Below are 23,345 nucleotides of genomic sequence, written 5' to 3'. Positions count from 1 at the left end.
CTACTGCCCAGCGCTGGGCCAGTGAATTCCTCACCCAGCGGCGCATGCCTACTTCTCTGGCGAAAGGCGCCCGTCCTCGGTGACGCGCAGCACGTAGGTGTCCGCGCTCCCGTCCACACGGCCACAGACAAGCTCGTCGAGGCGTTGGTTCATTGTCGCCACAACGAGGTCCCCCGCGGCATTCAGCGCGTGCGCCATGGGTGCGCCGGGTAACTCCACCCAGGGCGTGGCGCGCCAGCCCGCCTTGGACGCGTCAATGCGAACCAAGCGTCCATCCCCGCCATACAGGTGCATGACGCCCTCCGCCACCACGAGGGCACCGTGCACCCGCACGACAAACAGAGGATTGGAGTCCGGTGCTTCGAGCACTGTCACCCGGCCTTTCTCATGCACCTCTAGCGAGCCTCCGAATTCCCCAGCGTCATGGCCAACAAGACAGGCATCGCCCATGGGCTCGAGGACGGCAGCGGAATCTGCACCGGGCACACCCACACAAGGGCCATTCGCGGGCGCGACTTTGTCCTCCATCGTGTGCAGCACCAGAGAAATGCCGCTCTCGTCGACTGGCCATTCCTCACTGCCCATCCGACGTAGCGCCTCACAACTGCGCGGCGAAGCTGAGCCCTGCCTCGCCGGCGCTGGCTTCAATATTTGAATGCTCCGCTGCGCGTTGCTGCGCACCACAGGAGAGGAGTGCGATTCCGCCACCTTCTGCAGTAGCGCCAGCACCTCTTCAGCGTGAGGACGGAAGGCCACTCTCCCCAGGGCCCGGACAGCAGCGCCCGCCACCTCGCTGTGTGACGAGCTAGCCGCCTGGCGTAGCGCGTCGAGCGCGGCTGGGTCCCCCAAGCGCCCAAGGGCTGCGGCAGCCCGTGCACGCGTCCACCCCTCCTCCCCCGTGGCCAACAGGTGCAGCAGCGGGGCTGTCGCAGCAGGCCGCGCCACGGGGCCCAGGGAGGCGAGACTCGTCAGGGCACGCCCTTGGCATTCCGCGCGGGCCAGTTGCTCCAGGACGGCGGGTACGGCTGCAGGACTGTCGAAGGCCACCAGTGCCTGCAGCGCCACGGGCGCGAGGCGCACATCCGCCCGCTGCAGGGCCTGGACAACTTCCGGCACCGCAGCCACACCTCTCTTTCCCGCGGCCCCCAATACCGACACCACGTAGGCCGCGCGCGGCGTGCACCCGTCATAGATGGCCTCGCAGCTCGGCAGGGGCACGGCAGGGCAGGACGTCCCCGGTGGGCGTCGCAGGGTGGGTTCCGCAAGCTCCCGCGCCAGCAGCGCCCGGAGGCGTGGCACAAAAGTCTCCGCGTAGCGGTAGCTGCGGCGCGACAGCACGTAACGCACACGTACCAGCGCCGCCCAGCTCGACTCTGGGTTCTCCAGCACATCCAGCAGCACCGGTGCCAATTTGGGGCCGAGTTGCTCCAGCATCGGGAGGGGGGACTCCTCGAGATGGCGCGCAATCACAGGGCCTGCACTCGCATCATCAATGAGAGTGAGGGCGTGAAGGGCCATCCCACGCGGCTCTCTCTCATACGCAGCGAGGAGCGCCGGCACGGCCCCCTTGGCCTTCTCTCGCATGTCTGCCAGCGCCTGAGCTGCACCCCCGCGGACTCTCCGCTCCGGGTGTTGGAGAAGCGCAATCAGCTGGGGGATGACGGGCTCCCCGAGTCGCCCCAACTTCCAGGCAGCGCACTGCTGCGCTTCCGGAAGCATCCTCTCCTCGGTGTCTGGGCCATCGACGTCCTGGAGGAGCGCCAGGCACTCCTCCGCATCTTCACAGCAGCCCTCCCACGACATGACGTCGTCGCCGCGCTTCCACGTGTGCCGGGAGCACGCCAGCCCCAGCGCCAGCACCGCGCATACGAGCCATGCGGGTACGCGGGTGTGTCCGTCCTTCGCCGCAGTCTTCATGACGACTTTCTCCCCCATCCCGCCTCAGAGGTGGGCCCACGATGTGAATCTCTAGATGGAAAACACGGAGCGCTCGGCCCGGCGCCTCAGCGAGTCCTCACGACGAGGGTGCCGGCCAGCCTGTCGTGGATGCAGCGGCGCTCGGGGCTGTAGACGAACAACACGTCCACGAGCCAGAGGGGACCGCACATCGCGCCCAGGACGCATGGCAGCATGTTGCGCAGGAGGATGACTCGCCAGAGCGCAACAGCCTGGCCGTCCTCGCGCACCAGCCGAATGCCTACCGCCCTCTTCCCTAGGCTCTGTCCTCGCCTGTGAACCAGCCATGCCTGGCCTGCCCACACGAGGAACATCGGCGGCCAGAAGACTCGCGCCTGGAGGGCAGCCCAATCCCCCTCCGTCTGGGCAAAGAGTGGGAGCAGCAGCGCGCTGGCAATGAGCGAGGGCGTCCAACACACGGCTAGGTCGATGAGACTGGCCAGGAGACGCACACCAGGCGTAGCGAGCGCGGGGACAAAGTGTCTGCACCGAAAACAGAGTCCAGACTCAGGCGTCAGACAAACAAAACAACCGAAGGTGCCGCACCGAACGCAGATACCTGCAACTGGCACGCCGGAATGCTCGGGACACTGGGCGCTAGTAACGGACGACACAGCCTCGGAGAAGTCGGACATGGGCAGTCGCACTCCAGCCATTCCTGGAGCAAGACGGCAACGTGTTTCCCTGTCCCGTCACATTTTCGCGGGCGCAATCCGCCGTAGGGCGGCGGACTGCGCCACCTAGCGAGTACATTTCAACGGCCCCAGTAATCACCGGCCGCATCTCTACTGGTGAATACAGCGTGCAGCCATCGCTCCCACTGCGGCACACTTCACGGCAATAGGCCTGCCCCCTGTCGCACCTCCGACAGAGCCAGAATCGCTCCCCGCAATGACGGCACTCTCGCTCTCGAAGCTCGTGCACCCGGGCCTCTGGGTGGACGCTGTCGTGACACGGGCGCTTCTTGTTGCTGCTTGTCGCGGAGAGGTAGCGACTCCAGTTGTCCAGCGGCCTGGCATGCCTCCAGGTCGCTCATCTCGTCCACTTCTGCAGCTCAGCGTGGCCCAAGGCTTCCCGCCCGCCAGTTTTCGGCACCTCGAGCGCCGGGGCGCGGCCCTTCACTCCCGCGCTTCTCCACGCTCGCGTGGATCGAAGACCCGCGCTTCTTGAAGCTCGTCTCCAAGCTCCAATGCTTCCTTCAGAATCTCGTTCTCCATCGTCTTCTTGCCCAGCAACCGCTCCAGCTCCTTCACCTGGGCCTGGAGGCGCTTCACCTCGGACTCGGGGACCACCGATTCTTCTGTGCCTAGGCTGGACATAGTCCCTTCCTCTACCAGCCTCCTCCAGTGGAACAACATGCTCGCCGACAGTCCGTACCGGCGAGCCACCGAGGAGACGCTCTGCCCGGGGGCCATCGTCTCTTCCAGAAACCGGCGCTTCTCATCCGCACTGAAGCGTCGACGACGTCCTGCTCGGGCTGGCTGGATGTCCTCTACTTCGTGTGTCTTCGCGTCCATTCCTAGGCTGGTCCTATGCGTTAGCGACCTGTCCGTTTGAAATGGGGGCTACACCACACCAGGTTGGCGGTCATCAGGCCGCCAGCTTCGGCTGCATCAGCTCTCGCCGAGCCTGGTTCGGCGAGAGGAAGTCGCGGCGCTCCAGCAGCCAGTGCTCGTTGTCACGGCGGGCCCAGTCCCGCAGACCCCTGCGGCGTTCCTCGACGGTCTCGAAAGCGCGCCACACACAGCAAGAGTGAATCGCCTTCTCTACTTTCGAGGCCGCTTCTTGAAGATGCCTCCGATGCCCTTGCGAGCCTGGTTCACCGGATTCTCTATCGATTTCAGCAATGGAACCTTGGGAAGCACGTCCGGCGCGGCGCCTTTCGCGCTGCCAGGCTTCACCTCTGGCGACCTCAACGAGCCCGTAATCGCGAGAGGGATTGTCACTGGCGACCCCACTGGAACCACGCCATGGGTCATCGCCGAGACGAACTGCTTCGAGACCTTGATAGTCCCCTTCAGTTCCAATCGCTCATCGAGCCCCACCCGACCATCCAGCGTCCCATCGCCAAAGTCCGACTGGAACGCCATGGGCTGCGTGAACGAGACCCATCCATCCTGGACCCGGAACTGAGCGCTCAAGTCCTTCAATCGGGTGCCGTGTCCCGCCTGCGGCGCTGTCCCCTTCGCACCCTGGTGCCCAGGGGCTGACTGCCCCTGCACCAGGACCGGAGCCACCGCGGACCCAAGGTCCGCCGTCGTCAACACGCCGTCGCGAAGCTGCACGTCCCCGGAGCCGTTGACGTTGTTTCGCACCTCGGCCCAATCCGCTCCAGTGCCGTTGAGCTGAAGCTTGCCACTGGCCTTGCCCTGCAGCACCGGGTTCCCCGCCAGGGCCTGGAAGGCCTGCTCCGTATCCAATCCGGTGAGGACCGCATGCAGTGACCAGGTGGGCTGCTCCTTCGTCAGGTCCACCCGAGTCCCGGAGATGTCCGCCTGCCCCCCGTAAAGCGTCGCGCGGCCACGCTGGACGAAGAGCACGCCCTCATCCAGCTTTGCCTCCGCATCCACATCCGTAGCAATCAGCGTACCGTGACTGAGTTTCGCGAGCCGGAGGGTGCCGCCGACATCCACCTTCCCGAGTTGGGCGCGCACCGAGACGGGCAGCGCGGTGGATGACGCTTCTGCCGCAGGCTGAGGGGGCAGGGAACCGAGCAAGTGCTTCAGGTCAAGCTCCCCTCCCTGAAGCGCGAACCGCACACGCGGGGGCATCAGCTGAACCGAGGCCGTGCCCCCCAGTTCGAGGCCCGGGCCCTTGAGAGCAATCTGCGTGAAGTTCACCGTTGTGGCCTTCGCCTTGGCCGGAACGATGTGCGAGTCAAAAGCAAACGAGCCGCTCGCCGGGTCACCACGAAGCCGCAGCGCCGTCGCAGCGCCGTGCCCTGCGAGTGAATACGCGCCCCTCTCCGTCTTGACGTCGGCGGTGACATCCACCCGTCCGCCGGTGAAGTACCGGGTCGCCTTTGGCGGAAGGAAGTTCCGAAATGCGGGAACGGAGAGGCCCTTTGCGCGCAGATGCATCGTCAACTTGGGCCATGACGAGCCTGGCTGGCGTTCCCCTGCACCGAGCGGCTCGACCTTGAAGTCCAGCTCCACATTCTGCTTCGGCGCCGCCAGCGCGGCTTTCATGGTGCCCTCGAGCGTCATGCCTGGCCCAAGGTTCTTCACGTCTGCATCGATGGCCCGAAGCGCAACCGCAGCGGTCCCTCCGGCCGAGTGTTGGTCCGTCACATTCACGACGCCATTGCGGAGCCGAATGCGCTCAACGGACGGCTCCTGTTCGGACTGCGTGCCGGAACGCCCGAGCGACTCGTAGTTCCACGTCCCGTCCTTGCGCCGCACCAAGTTCAGCTTCACGCCATCAAGCTCCACCCCGCCCACACGGAGGTCCTTGCCCAAGCTCCGGAGCAGAGGCCAGACCTGGACGCTTGCGCTCGCGCGTGCGGCCTCAAGGAATGGCGGCTCAGTGCCTTCACCCTCGACCCGTAGGTTCGTAATCGTCGCGCCGGGTCTCGGCAGCCAGTGGGCCTCTAGTTTTTCGATGGTCACAGGCCGACCAAAGGATTTGGTGGCGATGGCCTCAACCTGCCCGCGCAGACGCCCAGCTATCCACGTCGGCTTCAGCACCAGCGCCCCGACAACCAACAGCAGCGCAGCGACCGCGAGCCCCAGCGAAACCTTCCACCCACGATGAGGTGTGAACTTGACCTTCAATCCTCCGCCCTCCCTCAGTGAGTCTGCTGCTTGTCGGAAAGAAGCGTCCGCAACTCCCCCATTGAGAAGGATGGCGACAACACCTGGTTGCGACAACGGAGTGGGCCATGGGGCGATGGCCCGGCCCATGGCAAGGCAGCCTCGGAGGGGCCCCATGCGTTGCGTTCGCTTGCCTCCTGACCAAGAAGCATCCTGCCCCCATCACCCGGCCCGAGCGCGCAGGGGCAGACCCCGCTCTCGACCGGACGCCCCCCTCACCTCGTCTTCACCAAGCTGAAACTCCTACGGCGCGGGGCCGGAGGAACAAGGGCGAACTACCACGGCGGAGAAGCCAGCAGGCGCGGCGTCCCGGCTTTCGGCACGGGTGTTCACGGCGCGAGCGTCAGCAGCAGGCGCTGGTTGAGTTGGGCCTTCATGGAGGAGCCATGCATCGAAGCGAGTGAGCGAGGCGCGCTCACGCGGCCGAGCTTGAGCGAGTGGCGGCATCGTCAACATGCCCACGGAACCAGGGCCAGCGAATGAGAGGGCGTTCGCTCATAACTTCTCGACCGAGTCCACAGCGGCTCTCTGCGCTTGCCGCGCTCTGCGCAAGGTGAGGAGTTCACGCACCACGACTTGGGCCACGGCGGCGAGCGGGACCGCAATCACCGCTCCCGCGACGCCCATGAACTCCGCGAGGAACACGATGGAGAGCAGAGTCACCAGCGGGTTCACGTGCGCGGTGCGGCGGTACACCAGCGGCCCGAGGACGTTACCCTCCAACTGCCCGTAGAGGACGAAGTACACGGCAGTCGCCACGCCCTTCCACAGCCCGCCCGTCATCAGGGCCAGCAGCGTAATCATCGAGCCCACGACCAAAGGCCCGGCGTATGGGACCAGGCTCGAAGCGCCGCTCAACAACCCCAGTGGGAGGAAGAAGGGCATCCGGGTGATTGCCAGGAAGACGGTCGTCACCAATGCGTTGAGCGAGCAGATGCCCAACAGCCCCTCGAGGTATCCCCCCACGGAGCGGTAGATGTTCGCGACGATCCGCGCGTAGCGCTCCTGGCTCTCGAGTTCCAGTTCCTCCAACGCGCTGTTCTTGAGGTCGGGACCGAAGACCAGAACGAAGATCGTCAAGAACAGCAGCGTCACCAGCCCACCGAGCACACGGAGGATGCCGCCGACCGCGGAAATCACTGGATTGAGATTCATTGCCCCCGTCGCGCCTTGGCTCTCTTGGCGAAGCTGCTCCTGGACATCGAACCGGGCGTTGAGCGCCATGAAGAACCGGGTGTGTTGCACCTTCTCCCAGAGCATTGGGGCCTCGGCCACCAGCGCACGCCCCTGGCGAATCGCCGGAGGGATGACCAGGAGGCCCAGCCCTACCCCGACGGCAATCAGCCCGACGACCACGACGGCAATCGCCAGGGAGCGCCTCAGCCCTCGCTGGGTCAGCAACTTGACGGCATGGTCCAACGCAATGGCCACCATCACCGCGCCGACGGTGAGCACGAGCGAGACCCGGGTCTTCAGGATGAAATACGCCAGCGCCGTGACGGCAAGAACCGTGAAGCACACGGTGAAGACCGTCTTGGAACTCACCTGGGAGGACTGCCGGCTCGACGGTTCACGAGAGGGCATCGCTCTGTCCTAGTCCATCAAGGGCTGCCGCCAAGGAGGGCGAGGCTACCTTTCGTCTAGGAGACAACCATGGACGGTGTGTCCCGCTGCCCAGCGGGTAAGGAAGCGTCCGGCTCGGACAGGAGCCCTGTCGAGACACGCAGAGAGGAACCCGTCAGACGGGCGCAGTGGAGGGGCGTTCTTGCGAGACTGAGGCAGGAGTGGAAGCGCAACAAGCTGAGTAACGCAGCGGCCGCCCTCACGTTCTACGGTGTCCTCGCCGTCTTTCCCTTCCTGCTGTTCATCGTTGCCCTGGCGGGTCTCGTCATCCAACCCGCGCAAGTGCAAGCGATCATCGGCGCGCTGGGACGCGAAGTGCCCCCTGCATTCAGCCAGCTCCTCTATGCGCAGCTGGCGCAACTCACTTCCATGCCCAGCAGTCGGTTGCTCACGTTCAGCGCACTGGCCTCGGTATGGTCGGCGGCCGCGGGCGTGGTGAGCCTCATCGAGGCCCTCAACACGGCCTACAGCGTGACGGAGAGCCGCCCGCTTTGGAAGGTCTATGGGATAGCGCTTGGGATGATGCTGGCGACAGCCATCCTGGCAGTGCTCGCCGGGCTCATCACCGTGGCGGCCCCAGCCCTCGCCGCCCGATTCGGGCCGCCATGGACGACGCTCGTTGGCTGGCTGCGGCTGCCCATCGCCGCGCTCCTGATGATGATGCTCTGGGCAACCCTCTACTCCGTGCTCCCGGATGCTCGACAGCGATTCAAACTCATCACCCCTGGCTCCGTCGTCGGGGTGCTCGTCTGGCTCACTGCTTCGCTGGGTTTCTCCTTCTATGTGTCCCACTTCAGCACCTTCGGCATCACCTATGGCGCCTTGGGGGGCATCATCGTCCTGCTCCTATGGATGTGGATCTCCTCGCTCGCGCTGATACTGGGCGCAGAGGTCAACGCCGTCCTCGCTCGGCATCCCGCTGGAGCGAAGAGCGGAGCCCGCCTTCGTTCGAGGCGACGGCGGCCCCCTGGCCCTACCCAAAGTCCGGTCGCTGCGTCATGAGTGCGTCAATGCTTCATTCGACCGTGCGTCAATGCGAGTGAGCGAGGCGCGCATGCCGAAGCAAAAACCTCCCTGACACAGGGGGCAGAGGCCCACAAGCGGGCCAAAGAGACGTGCCAGCCGGATCGCCCAGCCGCTAACTGGAGCCGCTGCTGGTAAGAAGAGGGGCATCTGCCATCAGCCCACGCAAGCACGGCGCTGCAATTGGGATCGCCACGGCTCACTCACGCCCCACCATGAACCTCGAACAATGAAATAAATTCGGGCCGCCGCGCAAGCAATGCATCATAACTCGCCTGATGAACACAAAGCACGAACGTGTTTCGGGCACGGCTAGCAGCAACGAAAGCGATACGCTGCTCCTCAGCTGAAACTCCCTCCGACCACCATTCCGCCGATGGGCAACCTCGGCCACTCTTTTGGGGCTTGGGCACAAACAAGGTAACACAGTCGAACTCTGCCCCCTTAACATGGTGCACGGTGCTCGCCGTTAGCCTCGATTGAACCAATGACGAGCCAGCATTTTCCCCACTTGGTGGAGGCCGCGGCTCGTTATCAAGCATTTCTTGCTTGAACCTAGCCCCCAGCACCGTGTTCTTCAGTGGCCGTCCAAGCGCAACAGAGGTGTTCGACAGCATGTGCCGCATCCTGCGCTTCCAGTCTCCCCAGGACTCACCAGGACTCGCCACGCTGTATGCGGCCCATGTGACCCACCCGATGGCTAAGCGCCAGGCCCTCGCGTTAATACCCGCCCGCTGAAGCTCTGACACGGATAGCAACGGGCCGTCATTCAGTACGAGTTCAGCAAGAACCAATTCGACAATCCGAGCTGCATTAGCAGGCGAGCCATCCGCAAGGAGTCTGGCAGCCATGTCCATCTGGCGCACAGTCCGCATGGAGCCAGGGTAGCCGTCTCTCCGTAGATTCGAGGTAAAGTGCTGAACGGTAGAGGATGCACGCCCCAGCAGAGCATAGGATGATGCATTTGGGGCCATCGTGCGAACCTGGGCAAGGAGTAGCTCGGCAGACACCTCACTGGCTTTTGAGTGGGCGTGAACGAGAAGGATGGCTCGTCCATGTCCATTGCCATTAGCGTTAATAGCTTGCCTCGACACGGAGAGCGCCGAAGCGACGCCTGCAACTCGTTCTGCGCATCTGTGCGTCCGCGACAACTGGTATTTCTTGGCTCCCGGCAACCGCAGCACTTCGTGGAAGATTTCCGCACTCGCCCCACTAAACTCATAGATAGACTGGTCAGGATCGCCCACCAAGAGACCGCGCAGCTTCGGATTCTCAAACAAGGCCATCAATGCCCGACCCAGGAACCACCCCGTGTCCTGCAGTTCATCAACGAGGACAACAGGAAAACGCTGACAAACAATTCGTGCGATATTGCTCCCATACACTGGGTGTCGCAATAGCGCTGCCGCCAGATAGTGACTATCTGCGTGAGTAATACGCCCATTCCGCAGCCACTCGCGGCGCTTCTCCTGCAGCACCTCCTCATGGATACCCTTCCCTACGGACATGGACCGACCGAAGCGGTCTACACATGAGAAGGTCGGCATAGCCTCGTTGCCGCCGACAGGGGCGAGAGCAAAGATGCTTACCCTCTCCCCTGGCTTTCCATTCCCAGCAACGTCGACCATCCTCGCCGAAGCCTGCAAGTCGAAGGGAGAAGGAAGGAGTCTCACCCCTCTGGGAGACAAGCCGAGCAGGGATGCGAACGGACGCACCACGAATCGCAAAAAGAACGAGTCCAGCGTCCCCACGAAATGCGGCGGCGAAGAAGTTCCGCCCAGTCGGTCGGCGATTTCCTGCTGTGCTACGTTTGTGAAGGACAGCGCAGCAACTCCACTGCCCCGCTGCCCCCATGCGGACAGGTGGCGGCGCAGAACCTCGACAAACAGGCGCGTCTTTCCACTGCCTGGGGCGGCCTGGACGACAACGATCCGGTCCTTAGCATTGAGCACGTCCCGCTGCTCCGGCGTCAACTCCGTAGCTGCCGGTGAGTTCACTTGCCCCTCCTGCAAGCATGCTCAAATGCGTCGCAGAGGTATTTGGGAACAACGAAGGGCCTATTCAAATCTTCCAGGCGTGCAGCAAGCAAGTGCGCAAACTCAGCTTTTCCTGGACCACCCCTAAAATGACACAGGGCGCGCCACAGCACGAGCGCCCGCTCCTCTGGCGCAGCCAGATTGGCAACAAGCTCCGGCTGGAGTGGAGACTTCTTTTTCTGATGATAATATTCCAACCACGCATCCACCATCACAGATGCATTCTCCAAAGCCTCGCTCGCAAGATTAAACTCAAATGTCACCCTAGAAATGAAGACCCGAGCAGTTTGGTGTCCAGAAAAGGAGTCTCGAAGACTGGCAACACGGTCGCCCTCTACAATCAAGGAACCGTTGGGCTCACGACGCGGATGCGCTGAGGGACTATTCGCACCCTCAATTGGCGGATCGCCGTCCGTGACGATAGAAAGCGGCAGCTGCAACTTCCCGGGGCCGAAGAGCTTTCCAAGAATTCGGAAGTCCACTCCGTGAACGGGGACAATGCTGACGCCGCACGCCGCCAAGTCCATGCCGAGGCGGCGCGCAAGCACAGGCAACAACAAGGCTTCCGAGATCCCTTCAACAAGAATGACTCCTCGAGCAAACAGCATCGAAGCCCGAGTCACGTCGAGCATTCGCCGCAACTTGCTGAACTCCTCAGTGTTGAGGCCGCAATTCCGCAGTCCAGCAGCATATGGCCGCCCATGCTCATCGCGATGCATCACAGTGATTGCCGCTGGCGACACATGCGCAGCAATGGTTGGCGAGTGCGTTGTCACAATCGTCTGAATACGTGATTCCGCCCCCATCGATGCCCCCCCCACGAGACAGTCCGCAAGAAGCGTCTGTAACTGAGGATGCAGATGTGCCTCCGGTTCTTCCACGAGCAACAGAGAGAGAGCAGCATTAGTGAGATTTTCCAACTCAGCCAAAACCGTTCCAACATATAGAAGATTGTTGTATCCAAGCCCATTTCGATCAAGATCCGCAAGCGCAGACATTCCACCTGACGTCCCGCCGTGGCGTTCTGCAAACAAAAGTCTCAACCCGCGCGCAATTCGTTCGAAATTCGGCTCAGCAGTCCGGATGGCAATTTCTTGTCCAAGAACTGAACCCGATGCCATCCTCAGGACATCTTGGATGCGACTTTGTGCCCGCAGGATGAGCGTGGACTGCTCCAGTCGCATGTTGGCATCCTGAACAATTTTCTCGACCACTTGGCGCTCGGAATCACCAGGCGGCGACTGAAGCACCAGCAGGCGTCCAAGGCGACTATTACGTCCCGGGACAAGCGCGCTTAGTGCATTACGAAGTGCCTCAAGAAATGTTACCGGAAGAGACTGGAGAACTTCCTCAGGCACTGCAGCCTCGGCGTCAGGCCGATTCCCAGCCCAACGCCGCGAGTGCCACCGTTGCTGCGCCGCGCTCCAACGCCATTCGAAGTGAATACTTGCCACCGAAGCGTCTGGCTTCGCGGCGTCATAGTCGAGCAGTTCAATGAACTCTGCCTTTTCCTCATCGCTCAAACCAGAATAGGTGAGATCAATGCGGATAACGCCATCCAGTTGCCCGTCCGCAGACGCGGCTAAATCGTCTGGTCGCAACCGAACCGGCTCTCCATTGGCAGTTGAAGCGGCGCCCAAGGCCGCACGGATCGCGTCCATCAGGTTTGTCTTCCCGATGTTGTTCTCTCCAAGGAGAACATTTAGGCCAGGGGCAAGTTCAAGCGAGAAGGCACCGAGATTACGGAATCCATTCACTACTACATGACTCAAGTACACGCCCCCTCCTCCGTTGTTGATGCCTAGAGTAAACGGGAAGATGAAGCCTCAAATCGGGCGTTCTGGCCAGCGCCCTGCAACCACGCACACTTCATGAAGCCTGGGGCCCCAAGGCCCCAGGCGGGCCGCTGCGCGGCCTGGCGCGACAGATGTTGCTGCTACGAGCGTTAGCAGAGAGTGCCAATGCGCCCCCTCGTCGTGCCCACCGCCAACCTATTAGCTGGTTCGCGCTCGGCACGACGGTGCGTCGCGCTCGCCGAGCAACATGGAAACGAACTCAGCGTCGCCCTGCCTTTGTGGGATAGCGCCTGCATCGCGCGGCATCGAAGTGCCGCAGCCGCATATGGTCATCAGAACGCGTCGCATTTCCACCCCGGGTCTGTTCAGACCCGATACATGGGGATGTACATGCCTATGCGTCGGCCGCCGCGACATGGGCCCTGCGGCCGTATTGAACAGGTGTGCCTACCCAAAATCTGCTTGCTGCGCCGTGGGTGCCTCAAGGCCACTTTCGGCAACGCGTCAATGCGAGTGAGCGAGGCGCGCGAATGTTTACTTCATTTCTTCGAAATCACCAGGCTTCCAGCTCCTGTCGAATGCAGCCCGCTCTGGGCCATAGATGCGGATGAAGGCAAACCACCCCTTGCCGGGTGTGGTCTTAATCCACCGCTGCTGATTCCCACCAGGCGCTCCCGGACCAAAATAGAGTTCAACCTCGGGGAGTCCAGCGGCGTCCCTGAGTTCGAACAACGAACGCAAGGCCGCCCTATTTTGTTCATTCTGAATCTGCGAGCGCGTAGCGACGTCATAGACAGTGACAGACCAAAACAGTCTGCCGGGCACCGGCTGCGGAATACTAAGCTTATAGCTCTTGCCACCATCCAGAAACATGCCCGTTTTGTCGCGCACGCCAAGCCAATACAGCGAACCGGCCCCCATCACTCGACTAAACATGGCCGGCGAAGCCACGATTGCCTGGGCGAACCATCGGTCGCGAGCTTCCAGGTCGACACCAGCCGGCGTTTCAAACTGCGAGCTATTTGGAACCAGGGCAGCCCACTCCCACTTGCGGTCCGGCCAGTTCAACCTGTCGGGCCGCGCGCTGTAGAACGCGGAGACTAGCAATTGATCGCGCCCTATCTTGGCCGCGAATTCCAAGATGGCTCGCTGGCCCGCATCGGGTCTGAATGGCTTTCCCTTCTCGATACCAAGCGCCGACAACTCTCCGTACATCGGCAGGTATTTCTCGACAATCGGCTCCTCGTCAATAATCTTCTTGAGGACCTCCCAGAACTGAAAATTGTCTTCCCATCGCAGAGGGGTGGCATCCATCGTCTGCCCAGTCATGTCCACAAACTGAAGAAGTCTGGGACTGGCAGCAGTCGCAAGTGGATAGACCCTAATTCTACGGAGCGCATCCATTGCCTCGTTGACGTCACCATCGACCGGCAGAGCGCGTACCGCGATTAGATTCTTGAGTGATGGCGAACGCCCGATGTAGTAGCCAGACGGGACATCCGCATCGTATCCAGGTGGCAACACAAGATGCCTGCCGCCTCTCCCCGCATCCGGCCCAGGGAGGCCCATGTCGAGGACCCATCCCTGATGATGATCGTCGACCAAGCTGATCAACGGACCTGGCGGCAACTCAATGACCATCGGCCCGCTCGACAGGTCGAGAGTTCCAGCCCCATAGGGCGTGTCGGAGTTGGCGGTGAAAGCAATTTGACGAGGATCCGCAGACAATATTGCGATGGATTCATTATCAAGGATGCCTTTCTCCCGATTCCCGTTGAAGATTCCTTCTGCCGACACCGTTGGAAACCAGAACCGATAGGCCATCACCGCACGGTGAAAGGCTGCATCATCGCGAGAGCGCCGAGCGGTTGCGGAGGTCGGATAGCCGCGTTCGAATTCATAGGGGACGGTCGGTACATCTTGCGCGGAAACAGGAAATGCACCGCTCTCAAGCTTGCGCTTCGAATCCATCGAAGCACCTCCAGTTGCGCCTAAAGACGAATCTTCAGAATCAAGACAACGGAACAGCATCGCTCACATCATTTTCACAACATCGTCTGGAATCCAGCTCAGGTCGTAGAAACTCATTGTCGCGCCATAGAGACGCAGCGACGCCGCAAAGCCCTGTCCTGGGACGGTTCTGATCCAGTTCGACTCCGGCGCACCGGAGGGTAGCTTCGGCCCGAAGTAAAGGTCATAGGAGCCGTCGCGATTCTGCGAGACTTGTCCCATGGAGTTGATCGAGGGGAACGACTGCCCTGCGTCCACCATCGTTCCGTTCACCGGACTGTAGAGTGTGACCGACCAGAACATGGCCGCGGGAACATTGGCTGGAAGATGGAGGCGATACGTACGGTCCCCCACGAGATAGTCGCCGTCGCCGTCCCTGAAAGTGCTGGGGTATCTCGCCCCCAGGCCAGGCGCGTTGATGTTCATGTACGGCGCCGACGAATAGGCCATGAGGAAGAACGTCGCCTGAACGTCGACATTGAGGAACGTATTTCCAAAGAACCTATCATCAACGCCAGAATAGGCATTAATCCAATGTCGCCTACCCGGGTAGTAGAGTCGTTCCGGAAGCACTTCGCTGCTAACATTGAGTGACTCTGCCATCTTTGGCGCAACCTGTGCCGCGACCTCGAGAATCTGGCGATGGCGCGAATCGGGCATGAATGGCTTGCCCTTCACGATTCCAATCGAGGCCATCATGCCTCGCAGATATAGGTCTACCGATTCAACCGGCTCATAGTCGAGAAACTGAGCGAGCTTTTCATAGAAGCTCACATCGCGTGGGTACATCATCTTCGCAAGGACGCCAGATGCGTTGGGAAACTGCATCCTCTTCCAATCCCCGGGGATGCCCATGCGCAGAGGGTATACAAGCGTCTTCTCTATGTTGGCGACGGCCTGACTCGTGTCTGGTCCGCTGGAACCCTTTGTCGCGGGTGCACGCCAGAACAGGAATACGTTAAACGTCGACGAGCGAAAGACGTGGTAACCACTGGGAATAGGTCCGTCGTGGTCTGGCGGTAGAAGCAGATAGACTCCGCCGTGCCCCTTGTCCGGACCACCGACTCCAACATCGGTCAAGGCGCGTTGCCAGAAATCGGTGAACATGCCGATCAGTCCGGGTGGAGCAACAACCACAAGCGGTCCATCCTTCTTCAAGTCGAGATAGCCCTGAGCGTAGACTACATCTGCGTTCGGCGTGGGGATGATCGCCTTAGCGTCCATCCGTGTCTTCCACGTTGGCAAAATGTTGTATCCGGCACCCCAGAGTTGTTCTGAACCATCACGGATTGCCAGCATGTTCACCGCGGGTAGAGCCCCCAGATAGACTTGCACCGCGCGCTGGAAGTAGAGCTCCTCCAGTAGGCGTGTTCTAGCGTCCTCGGCAGGATAGCCATTGGGAAATGGTGCGCTGGCAAGGTCGCGCCAGTACGCGTCCCGAGCAGGGAGGGGCTGAGAACTCGGCATCACGGTCTCTCCTTCACGCAGCAGAGATAGCGGCACAACTATCCAGGGAGTGGGCACTGCTTCGACAACACTCCCGAGGTCCCAGTGGCCCACCGGTTCGGCTACCTCACGAACTCGGCCAATACGCTCAACGCTTCCCTGTGACAAATGACTGCACTCGCGGCCATGAACACGGCTCCAACAGCCGGGCCCGAGCACATGACGGTGTCATTATTCAACAATCTAGGTTCGCAGTTCCCGGTGACAACCCCGGCCGGGCAACCCTCCATTCAAGGGCTCGCGAGGCCGCACTCCCGGAATTCACCCGCGGGAGGTCTGGGTGGTTCTGAATCTCTGCCGCAGTCGAGAGCAGGCAAGCGCGGAACAATGCGAACGGAACCAAGTATCGAAAGGAGATAGTGCAGCTGCGAGTCTACCCACCAAGACTTCGCTCACGACAGAATGAGCAAGCCACAACGCGCGCTATGTGAATGAGCGAGTCGCGCGGGCAAGGTTCGCGACATCAACGACATCATCTCGGCGCAATAGGGAGGCTGTGCCTACCCAAAACTCGGTCGCCGCGTCATGCGCGCGTCACCGCCGCATTCAGCAGTGCGTCAATGCCAGTGAGCGAGGCACGCGGACGGCCCGGGTGGTGGTGGTGCTGAAGCGTCCCTCCAGGGACTGGAGCGTGGCCCCTCGTGCATGGGACCTTCTTGCTCGCAAGGACGGTGGCGTGGCCGGCGCCATCTACCTCCGTCATCTCGGCGTAGGCGTCCCAGGCACGTGGGCGCTCGCGACGCTCCGCACGCGGTACAGCCCCGACGCCGCCACCCGCACCGTGGCCGTGCCGCTGCCTTGGCGCTTGAGGTCCGCCGTCCTACGCAGCCACTCAGCGCCCGCGGGCTGGAGCTCAGCGACGCCGCTTTCGCCGCTCGTGAACGAAGACCTCCACCGTCAGTTCCCGCCGGCCGTCGGCCTCCCGCTCCACATCTTGCGTCCGCCGCATCCACATGGAGGGCCTCCTCCAACAGCAATAGGCGTCGGGCGCGCAGGCGGGGCAATCCCCCAGGGGGTAGGCATCGGCGGAAAGCGTGGGGACGCAGGCGCAGGGCCTCCAGCGAAATGCTGGCCCGGCATCCCACATGGCCCCACCTTGGGGAGTCTGGACGCCATCCCCAACACGCGATATTCGGGGAAACGGCCGCAGAGAAGTTTGCGGACACTCAATCGGACCCCGAGTTTTCCCGACTTCGCCTAACCCCAGGATTTTTCTCGTGTTTTCCGTCGCAGCCTCTACAGAGAGCGCAGAGAACGAGTTCGCAGAAGCCTTCGTTCGGGGAGCTAATTGAAAGGCCCTACCAACCGGTAGGGCCTTTTTTGTTTAACACGGGCCTCGCGATGACATCGCGGGGCCTTCGTGCTTAAGCCGCTGAATCCCAAGGGATTTTGGCTCGCGGAGATGAAGAGGGCACTCTCGGCTCTCTACCCCGCAGACTGCGCTGGCCCCTGCTCTACGCCGCCGGTTTGGCCCCCAGGAGTGCTCTCGGACCCGTTTTGGGGAGAGAGAGGCAGAGAGCGGTTAACAGGTGCTGTTAACTGTCGGGGAGGCGTTTAACAACATTCCCCTGGAGCCCAGCTCTTTCTGCTCTGAGGTTTCTGGGAGGGCGCCTCTCTCTGGTTTTCGGTTGCGTCTCTGGCCTGCTTTCCCGCTCCCGGAGGGCGCAACGCAAGGCCATCGGGCCTCTCAAAACCAGCACTCGAAGTGAAGACGCCTTCAGCGGCCTCGGATCAGCCGACTCCGCCGCCGTTTCACGGAGGGGCTCGGTCGCCGCACCAGGTGGTCGGCACTCCAGCCCACAGCGCCCCAGAATCCTCCGAGAGCGCCTAGACTCGACAAAGAGCCCGCCCCTCGCTCAACGCCGTGGAGCTGCGGCGCCCCGCTGCCGCGTAGCGCATCCAACTCCGCTCAGGCCCAAGAAGCCCCCGCGCTAGGCGTCCCGGAGGAACGGCCTCCTCCGAGAAACCTCGCGCCCACAAAGGGGGCAAACCGGCACGAGCCTCGTACCGGTTTCGAGCGGAGCACCAACAGCCACCTCCGTTGGATTCGCACTCTGTGGAGGGGAAGAACAGGACGGACAGCAGAGTGCTGAACATCATCACCTGCGGCTACGCCGGCCGACCTGGGACAACGGCAACCAGGGTGGAGGGTGTGAACCGCACACTGCGCGTCTTCGAACTCCAAACACAGGACCAAAAGGAGCTGCTGGCCCGCCCCGCTAGGTGGCGGCGACATACCGCCATGGTCGGAGCCTGCCGAGACTCACCGCACTCCGCGCCCAGGAGCATGGGTGCTCAACCCTGATATGGCTCTTGTGACCAAGCTCGTCGAGAACCACATCCTCGACCATCATGCGCAGCTGACGCTTCAGTTTGCTGACTTTGTCGCCGCGGGTGCAGGCGTTGATGACGACATAGCCCTCCGGCTCATCCTGCGAAAACGGCTGATGCGAGCCGACATACTGCACCAGTCTGGCGCTGAAGTTATTCCTGGCAGTACGAGGGGAGCGATTCCACATTCGCACGAAAACACTGTCTCTATGAAATCGCGTGGTTATGCCGGGCATACTGTAGCCACCCAACGAACACTGATATTGAATGGCATTGGCCAAAATCAACGGACGGCGACTGAGGTTAGCGCCCCTTAGAAGCCCCAATGCCATCCACAGGCAGTTCCTGATCCCTTCTCCTGTCTCGCCGTTTGCAGGGACTGGGTCGTCGCGGTCGCAATACTCTTCGACGTGCGGGGACTCAAGGATGAGGATGACCGGCGCGATATCTCTCGGTGCCTCATCGGCTGGCCGCCTATTGAAGCTTAGTGGGGTCTGGCCCAGGTCAGCCACATACTGATCGGGACACTTGTTACCAGGAACAAATTCCTTGAGGTGCGCGCATGCGACGTCCCGAAACACCTTATCCAATCTTGTCATGCTCATCTCCAGAATCCTCTTCGACATCGGCGCACCGCCACTGCGCACGTCGTTCGGCCTCAACGTCGCGACAAGGGCTGCAACGGTTCATCAACGAATGCGCCCACCAGGACCGCGAGCAGCAAGAGCGCCATGCATGGGGAACCAGTCCCTGGCTTGCGCCATCCTGGGCGGCCCCTCTACTAGCACGAGGAGGTACAGCACCTCGTGCCTGGGAGGACAACCCGCCCGACTCCTCCACGCGGACAACCTGTCCCTGCTGAATGAAGAAGAACCTCGTGTTGATGACCTTCCCTCCGAAGGCATTCTTTCCCCGGAAGGAGCTCTTCACAATCCAGAAGGCATCGCGCGCAACAGGAGCCGACGACGAAACGTGCTTATAGGAGTCGGGGTCATTCATCACCTTCTTGAGGTGCCGCTCGACCTCCGGAACGGAGCCATCCCACGGTGAGTTCATAGGCCTCTCCCCGCGCATCTCCACCATCAGCTTCTGGGCCGCGAGCTGGAGCTTCTCCAGCCCGGGCTGGATGCGCTTGCGCTGGTGGGCGAATTGCCTCGACAGGCTGTTCCACTCCTTCGTCTTGGCGACCTCGAGCCCCTCCTACCCCTTCAGGGTGGCATCGACAGCATTCAACTCCACCTCCGCTGCGTCCCATTCCTTCGCCTTGGCCTGAACCAACGCCCGCCGCAACCCGGCGGAAATCGCCGGCCCCTGAACTTTGAAGTCCTCCCTCCCGCACAGCTCCCTCGCGCTCGAGAGCAGGCTCGCCGCATCCGCGTTGCCTGGAGCCAGAGCCCTCGCCCACTCCAGGTGAGGCGCTGCCTCGGCAGGCCTCGCCGCGGCCAACGACTCGCGGCCCTTTGACAGGTACGCCTCGCCGCATCGCGCACGGCTCTCCTCCGGAATACCCGGAGGGCCTCTAAGCTGTTGCACATTCAGGAACAGCCTTCCAACAACAACACAGGCTAGCCAACCCAAGGTCAGAACTACCCCGGGCCCACACGACCCTCCGCCACTTCAATTCGCACAGTCCAGACAGCTTGCACGAGTCCATTTGCCCTATTGTTCTGACAAATTTCCGAGAGATGCTCTCTGCGGCGCCGCATGGATTCTTGGAATCCCAGTCCTTCGGCGCATTCCTCGCAGTCAGAAACTCAAGAGGCCCCATGCTCAAGAAGACAGTTTTCCTCGTCGCTTCCTGTAGCGCATTGCTGCTCGGTTGTGGCGGAGCCCCTGAGACGGAGCAAGACGTCAATGAGGAGGTCATCTCCAACCTGCTTGAGGCTGGCTTTCCCCTCAACGACATCATGGTCGCCGACGGCAACGTGTACGTCGGGCGCGACGCCCATATCACCCTCCAAGCTTCGCGCGAGATGCTCCAGGCAAACGAGACGAGTGAGGAGCAATACCGCACCACCAACCAAGTGGGCACGGGCGTAACGAAAATCTGCGTCAATCCCACCGCCGATTTCAACACTTATCCCATGCTGAGCCAGGGGCTCGACCTAGCCATTGCCAATTACAACGCGCGAGCACTCCGGCTAACATTCGCGCGTGGACCGACTACGGGCTGCACCGCGAATATCACTGCGCAAACCATGGCCGGCACTGGCGGCTCCGCGGGCTTCCCCTCAGGTGGTCTACCCTACGGAGTCATCAACATCGGAACAGGACTTAACACGTACAGCCTAAACGTGAACAAGCACGTCATCACCCACGAGTTGGGCCATACCATCGGATTCCGCCATTCGGACTACTACAATCGCAGCATCAGCTGCGGCTCCGGCGGAGATGAGGGGGATTCAGGCGTTGGAGCCATCCTCATCCCCGGGACGCCTGCCACTGCCGTCGTCGGCGGGTCGATCATGAACTCCTGTTTCCGGTCAACTGAAACTGGCGAATGGACCAGCACCGACATCACCGCACTGGGTTATCTCTATGGCACCGGCGGCGTCGCAGCCTGCTCCAGCCTCAACTTCGTGGCATACCGCGGTCAGAACGGGACGCAAATCAGCTGCAGTTGTCCCGGCGCAGGCTCTGGCTCCGTTTGGGGGACGGACACTTACACCGATGACTCAGATGTCTGCGCGGCTGCGGTGCACACCGCCGCAATTCCCTCCAGCGGAGGGACAGTCCTCGTCACCATCCGACCGGGACAGAGCAGCTACACGGGCAGCACCCGCAATGGAATCACCACGCTCTCCTACGGCGCATGGAACGGAAGTCTCTCCATCGCCAGCGTGACGCCACCCGCTAATTGCACGAGCTACGACTTCACGTCATACCGCGGACAGAATGGGACGGCGATCCGTTGCAGCTGCCCCACTGTTAGCGGTGGAACGGTGTGGGGGACGGATACCTATACGGACGACTCCAGTGTCTGCGCGGCAGCGGTACACGCGGGCGTAATCTCCACCAGCGGCGGAGTGGTGCTCGTCACCATCCGGCCAGGACAAGGCAGCTATACGGGCAGTACTCGTAATGGCATCACCACGCTCTCTTACGGGGCATGGAGCGGAAGCTACTCGGTCAGCCCGTAACTCCGCCGACAAGGCCCTCCGGGAGGAGCATCTTCCGGAGGGCCAAGCGACCGGCCCGACGCTGATGTAGCCTCCCCCCGCATTGCCGCAGCAGTGCGCGAAGCTCAAGACAACTCATTCCCACTCGGAAGTCGCCCTCAGGAACCACACCAGCTCATTCAGGTGCAGCTCATTCAGGTGCAGCTCATTCCGGACGCCCCCTTTCGCGGAGAGGGCAGCCGAGCTAAGGAATCAGGGGTTGGCGTCCACCACACAAGGAGGAAGCCCCAGTCATGGCCGGTACCGCTCCGCCTCTTTGAAATACTGGGTGAGCGAGTACTCCAGCAGAGACTGGCGGGACTGCATGTACCGACGCGCACGGAGGAAGGGCAGCCAGACGCGCTTGCCCACCCGCACCTGGGACTCCTCCATCTTCTCGCGCAACACCCACGTCCCGCCCAACCGTCGCACGAGGACATCTCCCAGGTAGACGCCTAACGCCGGTATCGTATGCCCTTCGATGACGTCGCGCGTGTAGCGCTCGGGGAAATGGGTTTTCCAGAAGTGGAAGTCGAGGTCCGTGAGCGACTCGGGCGTCTCGTCCATGATGGAGGGCACTTCCGTGTGAAGGACAGCCACGAGACCTTCGGACAAGTCTCCATAGGATTCGAGGACACGCTCCGGACTCGCTACATCTGACGGCAACGCGACTGGCATCCATTCCTCTGGCTCGGGCGGCCGGAAGGCGTTGAATTCGGCAATCTTCCGTTGCCGCTCGCTGATGGCGAACTCATCCGGCAGCCGCGAGAGGAACGGCGCCACGTCGGGGTGGAAGCGCGGCTCGACCGGAACCAGTGCGGCGCTCCGCTCCCTCAGCGTGCGCAGCACCGTGTCGAAGTCGAGGTCCGGCCGCAGGTGGACATGCGCACGGGCCTGCGCCACGCGCGCATCGTCGTTCGCGAATTCGGCGGGAGTTGGCCACAGCACTAGGAGGACAGAGCCGTTGGGCAGTTCCTCCACGAGGTGCGCGGGCGTCGAGAGCACTCGCTCGCGACCTACCGACTCCACCAGCTTCGGACCGAAGATGTTCAGCCAGAACAGCTCATAAATCTTGTCGAACCCATCTCTTCGCGCATCTCGTTCCCTGCGACCAAAGCTAGGGGAGCCAGCCAACTGCTCGTCCACAATACTGTGAGCAGACGAGTAAGGAACCGGGTACCGAGCAGCCCAGTCCCGGGCCACACTCACGAGAGTGCGACAGGAATCCACTCCGGAGAAGAAATCAAGCGGTTGCACGTCAAGACGGGAGTGAAAGCTGGACTCGCCCTGCGCGAGCGAGAGGTTGAGCCCCAGCGATACTGCGGGACTCTCCGAGCGGTACAGCCCAATGATTGAGCCGTACTCATCGCGTCGTTCTTCCACCGCACGCCACACGGCCTCTCGAGAATACTTTCGCTTCCGCCCAGACTTGACGATTGTTGGCATCCAGCCTTCGGCATGCTTTTCAAGCGCATCGAATAGCGGCGCCAACGCGCGCTCCACCCCTATTGTCGCGTCGAACATCCCCTCGAAGGTGAAGCTCAGGCTATCCACCTTGTTCAGGTCATGCAGTGTCAACAGCTTCATTGGAACTCTACCTCCACGCCCTTAATCTTCTGCTCCGCTATCTTTGCCGCGCCGGTAAATAACTTCGGGTCTTTTGGCAGAAGCCCCTGTCCTTCATAGACAAGACGAACCCTCTGAACATCCGCCTGTTGCCGCATACCATCCCTAAGAATCTTCAGTGTCCCACCGTAGTACTTCATCGCGTTGCTCGCATCCGTATTCACCCGCACCTGCAACTCCTCCCACTTTAGGAAGCTGAGGTCTCGACTCTTGAAGCTGAACGTCTCCACTCGAGGTGACTGGCCAGGTGAGGGGCGCTCCTCGATGACGAGGACATCCGCGTAGCGAAAGTCTGCCTTTGACACGCCGACGTGCGTCTTGATGCGCGGCTGCTCGAAGTCGCCGAGCCAGCGCCGCTGCGCCCGGGGCAACGCTGCGTCCGCCTCCAGGATGGCGACCATGGTCCGCTCGAAGGCCATACCCCGAGCATAGTAGGCGCGCATCCCCTGGTAGCCCTCCCATTTCAAG

14 protein-coding genes and 1 pseudogene are annotated in these 23,345 nt (G+C 61.9%); 2 read left to right on the top strand and 13 right to left on the bottom strand.

Annotated elements, in window-relative coordinates; all coding sequences use genetic code 11:
* Nucleotides 1-48: 48 nt before the first annotated feature.
* From KRR26_RS34795 to KRR26_RS34770, 6 genes are all read right to left on the bottom strand, one after another.
* Nucleotides 49-1,917, bottom strand: a complete 1,869-nt coding sequence (locus KRR26_RS34795; RefSeq protein WP_217081959.1) for a HEAT repeat domain-containing protein — start codon at nucleotides 1,915-1,917, stop codon at nucleotides 49-51.
* Nucleotides 1,918-2,003: 86 nt separating this feature from the next.
* On the bottom strand, nucleotides 2,004-2,591 hold the full coding sequence (locus tag KRR26_RS34790; RefSeq protein ID WP_217081958.1) for an RDD family protein: 588 nt from the start codon (nucleotides 2,589-2,591) through the stop codon (nucleotides 2,004-2,006).
* 483 nt (nucleotides 2,592-3,074) lie between these two features.
* Nucleotides 3,075-3,473: a transposase gene (locus tag KRR26_RS34785; RefSeq protein WP_217081957.1), complete on the bottom strand. Its 399-nt coding sequence runs from the start codon at nucleotides 3,471-3,473 to the stop codon at nucleotides 3,075-3,077.
* 73 nt (nucleotides 3,474-3,546) lie between these two features.
* The gene (locus KRR26_RS34780) at nucleotides 3,547-3,699 is read right to left on the bottom strand and encodes a hypothetical protein (protein WP_217081956.1); all 153 of its coding nucleotides are present in this window, start codon (nucleotides 3,697-3,699) and stop codon (nucleotides 3,547-3,549) included.
* A 23-nt stretch (nucleotides 3,700-3,722) separates the two neighbouring features.
* Nucleotides 3,723-5,729, bottom strand: a complete 2,007-nt coding sequence (locus tag KRR26_RS34775) for an AsmA family protein (protein ID WP_236069500.1) — start codon at nucleotides 5,727-5,729, stop codon at nucleotides 3,723-3,725.
* Between the two features lie 534 nt (nucleotides 5,730-6,263).
* Complete coding sequence (locus KRR26_RS34770; RefSeq protein ID WP_328707274.1) at nucleotides 6,264-7,313, bottom strand: AI-2E family transporter; 1,050 nt, start codon at nucleotides 7,311-7,313, stop codon at nucleotides 6,264-6,266.
* 108 nt (nucleotides 7,314-7,421) lie between these two features.
* Between KRR26_RS34770 and KRR26_RS34765 the strand changes: the two genes are divergently transcribed.
* Nucleotides 7,422-8,393, top strand: coding sequence for a YihY/virulence factor BrkB family protein (locus tag KRR26_RS34765; protein WP_217081953.1), 972 nt, complete (start codon nucleotides 7,422-7,424; stop codon nucleotides 8,391-8,393).
* A gap of 224 nt (nucleotides 8,394-8,617) precedes the next feature.
* On the opposite strand, the gene KRR26_RS34760 is transcribed toward KRR26_RS34765, so the two are convergent.
* The 5 genes from KRR26_RS34760 to KRR26_RS34740 all read right to left on the bottom strand — a co-directional run bounded on the left by KRR26_RS34760 (nucleotide 8,618) and on the right by KRR26_RS34740 (nucleotide 18,719).
* Nucleotides 8,618-10,411, bottom strand: a complete 1,794-nt coding sequence (locus tag KRR26_RS34760) for a UvrD-helicase domain-containing protein (RefSeq protein ID WP_328707273.1) — start codon at nucleotides 10,409-10,411, stop codon at nucleotides 8,618-8,620.
* Nucleotides 10,408-12,228: an ATP-dependent nuclease gene (locus KRR26_RS34755; RefSeq protein ID WP_328707272.1), complete on the bottom strand. Its 1,821-nt coding sequence runs from the start codon at nucleotides 12,226-12,228 to the stop codon at nucleotides 10,408-10,410. The genes KRR26_RS34760 and KRR26_RS34755 overlap by 4 nt, the downstream gene beginning before the upstream one ends.
* A 552-nt stretch (nucleotides 12,229-12,780) precedes the next feature.
* Nucleotides 12,781-14,217 (bottom strand): DUF1254 domain-containing protein, encoded by a 1,437-nt coding sequence (locus KRR26_RS34750; protein WP_217081950.1) that lies wholly within the window; start codon nucleotides 14,215-14,217, stop codon nucleotides 12,781-12,783.
* A 63-nt stretch (nucleotides 14,218-14,280) separates the two neighbouring features.
* On the bottom strand, nucleotides 14,281-15,723 hold the full coding sequence (locus tag KRR26_RS34745; RefSeq protein ID WP_236069502.1) for a DUF1254 domain-containing protein: 1,443 nt from the start codon (nucleotides 15,721-15,723) through the stop codon (nucleotides 14,281-14,283).
* Nucleotides 15,724-17,981: 2,258 nt separating this feature from the next.
* Nucleotides 17,982-18,719, bottom strand: a complete 738-nt coding sequence (locus KRR26_RS34740) for a hypothetical protein (protein WP_199723992.1) — start codon at nucleotides 18,717-18,719, stop codon at nucleotides 17,982-17,984.
* Nucleotides 18,720-19,859: 1,140 nt separating this feature from the next.
* Between KRR26_RS34740 and KRR26_RS37755 the strand changes: the two genes are divergently transcribed.
* Nucleotides 19,860-21,233, top strand: a complete 1,374-nt coding sequence (locus tag KRR26_RS37755; RefSeq protein ID WP_120211143.1) for a M57 family metalloprotease — start codon at nucleotides 19,860-19,862, stop codon at nucleotides 21,231-21,233.
* Between the two features lie 270 nt (nucleotides 21,234-21,503).
* Here the strand turns inward: KRR26_RS37755 and KRR26_RS34730 are convergent, their stop codons facing one another.
* Both KRR26_RS34730 and KRR26_RS34725 read right to left on the bottom strand, forming a co-directional pair.
* Nucleotides 21,504-22,838: a hypothetical protein gene (locus KRR26_RS34730; protein WP_120211144.1), complete on the bottom strand. Its 1,335-nt coding sequence runs from the start codon at nucleotides 22,836-22,838 to the stop codon at nucleotides 21,504-21,506.
* A pseudogene (locus KRR26_RS34725) lies at nucleotides 22,835-23,345 on the bottom strand (hypothetical protein); the annotation flags it as partial. The gene KRR26_RS34730 and the pseudogene KRR26_RS34725, both read right to left, overlap by 4 nt.

Source organism: Citreicoccus inhibens, assembly GCF_019039035.1.
Taxonomy (GTDB): Bacteria; Myxococcota; Myxococcia; order Myxococcales; family Myxococcaceae; genus Citreicoccus; species Citreicoccus inhibens.
This window is presented reverse-complemented; position numbering and strand designations above follow the sequence as displayed.

What these genes read in the sequence shown, in the direction of transcription:
- KRR26_RS34740 (WP_199723992.1), bottom strand. Translation starts at nt 18,719, where the DNA reads ATGTCGAAGAGGATTCTGGAGATGAGCATGACAAGATTGGATAAGGTG.
- KRR26_RS34790 (WP_217081958.1), bottom strand. Translation starts at nt 2,591, where the DNA reads ATGTCCGACTTCTCCGAGGCTGTGTCGTCCGTTACTAGCGCCCAGTGT.
- KRR26_RS37755 (WP_120211143.1), top strand. Translation starts at nt 19,860, where the DNA reads ATGCTCAAGAAGACAGTTTTCCTCGTCGCTTCCTGTAGCGCATTGCTG.
- KRR26_RS34765 (WP_217081953.1), top strand. Translation starts at nt 7,422, where the DNA reads ATGGACGGTGTGTCCCGCTGCCCAGCGGGTAAGGAAGCGTCCGGCTCG.
- KRR26_RS34795 (WP_217081959.1), bottom strand. Translation starts at nt 1,917, where the DNA reads ATGAAGACTGCGGCGAAGGACGGACACACCCGCGTACCCGCATGGCTC.
- KRR26_RS34745 (WP_236069502.1), bottom strand. Translation starts at nt 15,723, where the DNA reads ATGCCGAGTTCTCAGCCCCTCCCTGCTCGGGACGCGTACTGGCGCGAC.
- KRR26_RS34730 (WP_120211144.1), bottom strand. Translation starts at nt 22,838, where the DNA reads ATGAAGCTGTTGACACTGCATGACCTGAACAAGGTGGATAGCCTGAGC.
- KRR26_RS34785 (WP_217081957.1), bottom strand. Translation starts at nt 3,473, where the DNA reads ATGGACGCGAAGACACACGAAGTAGAGGACATCCAGCCAGCCCGAGCA.
- KRR26_RS34750 (WP_217081950.1), bottom strand. Translation starts at nt 14,217, where the DNA reads ATGGATTCGAAGCGCAAGCTTGAGAGCGGTGCATTTCCTGTTTCCGCG.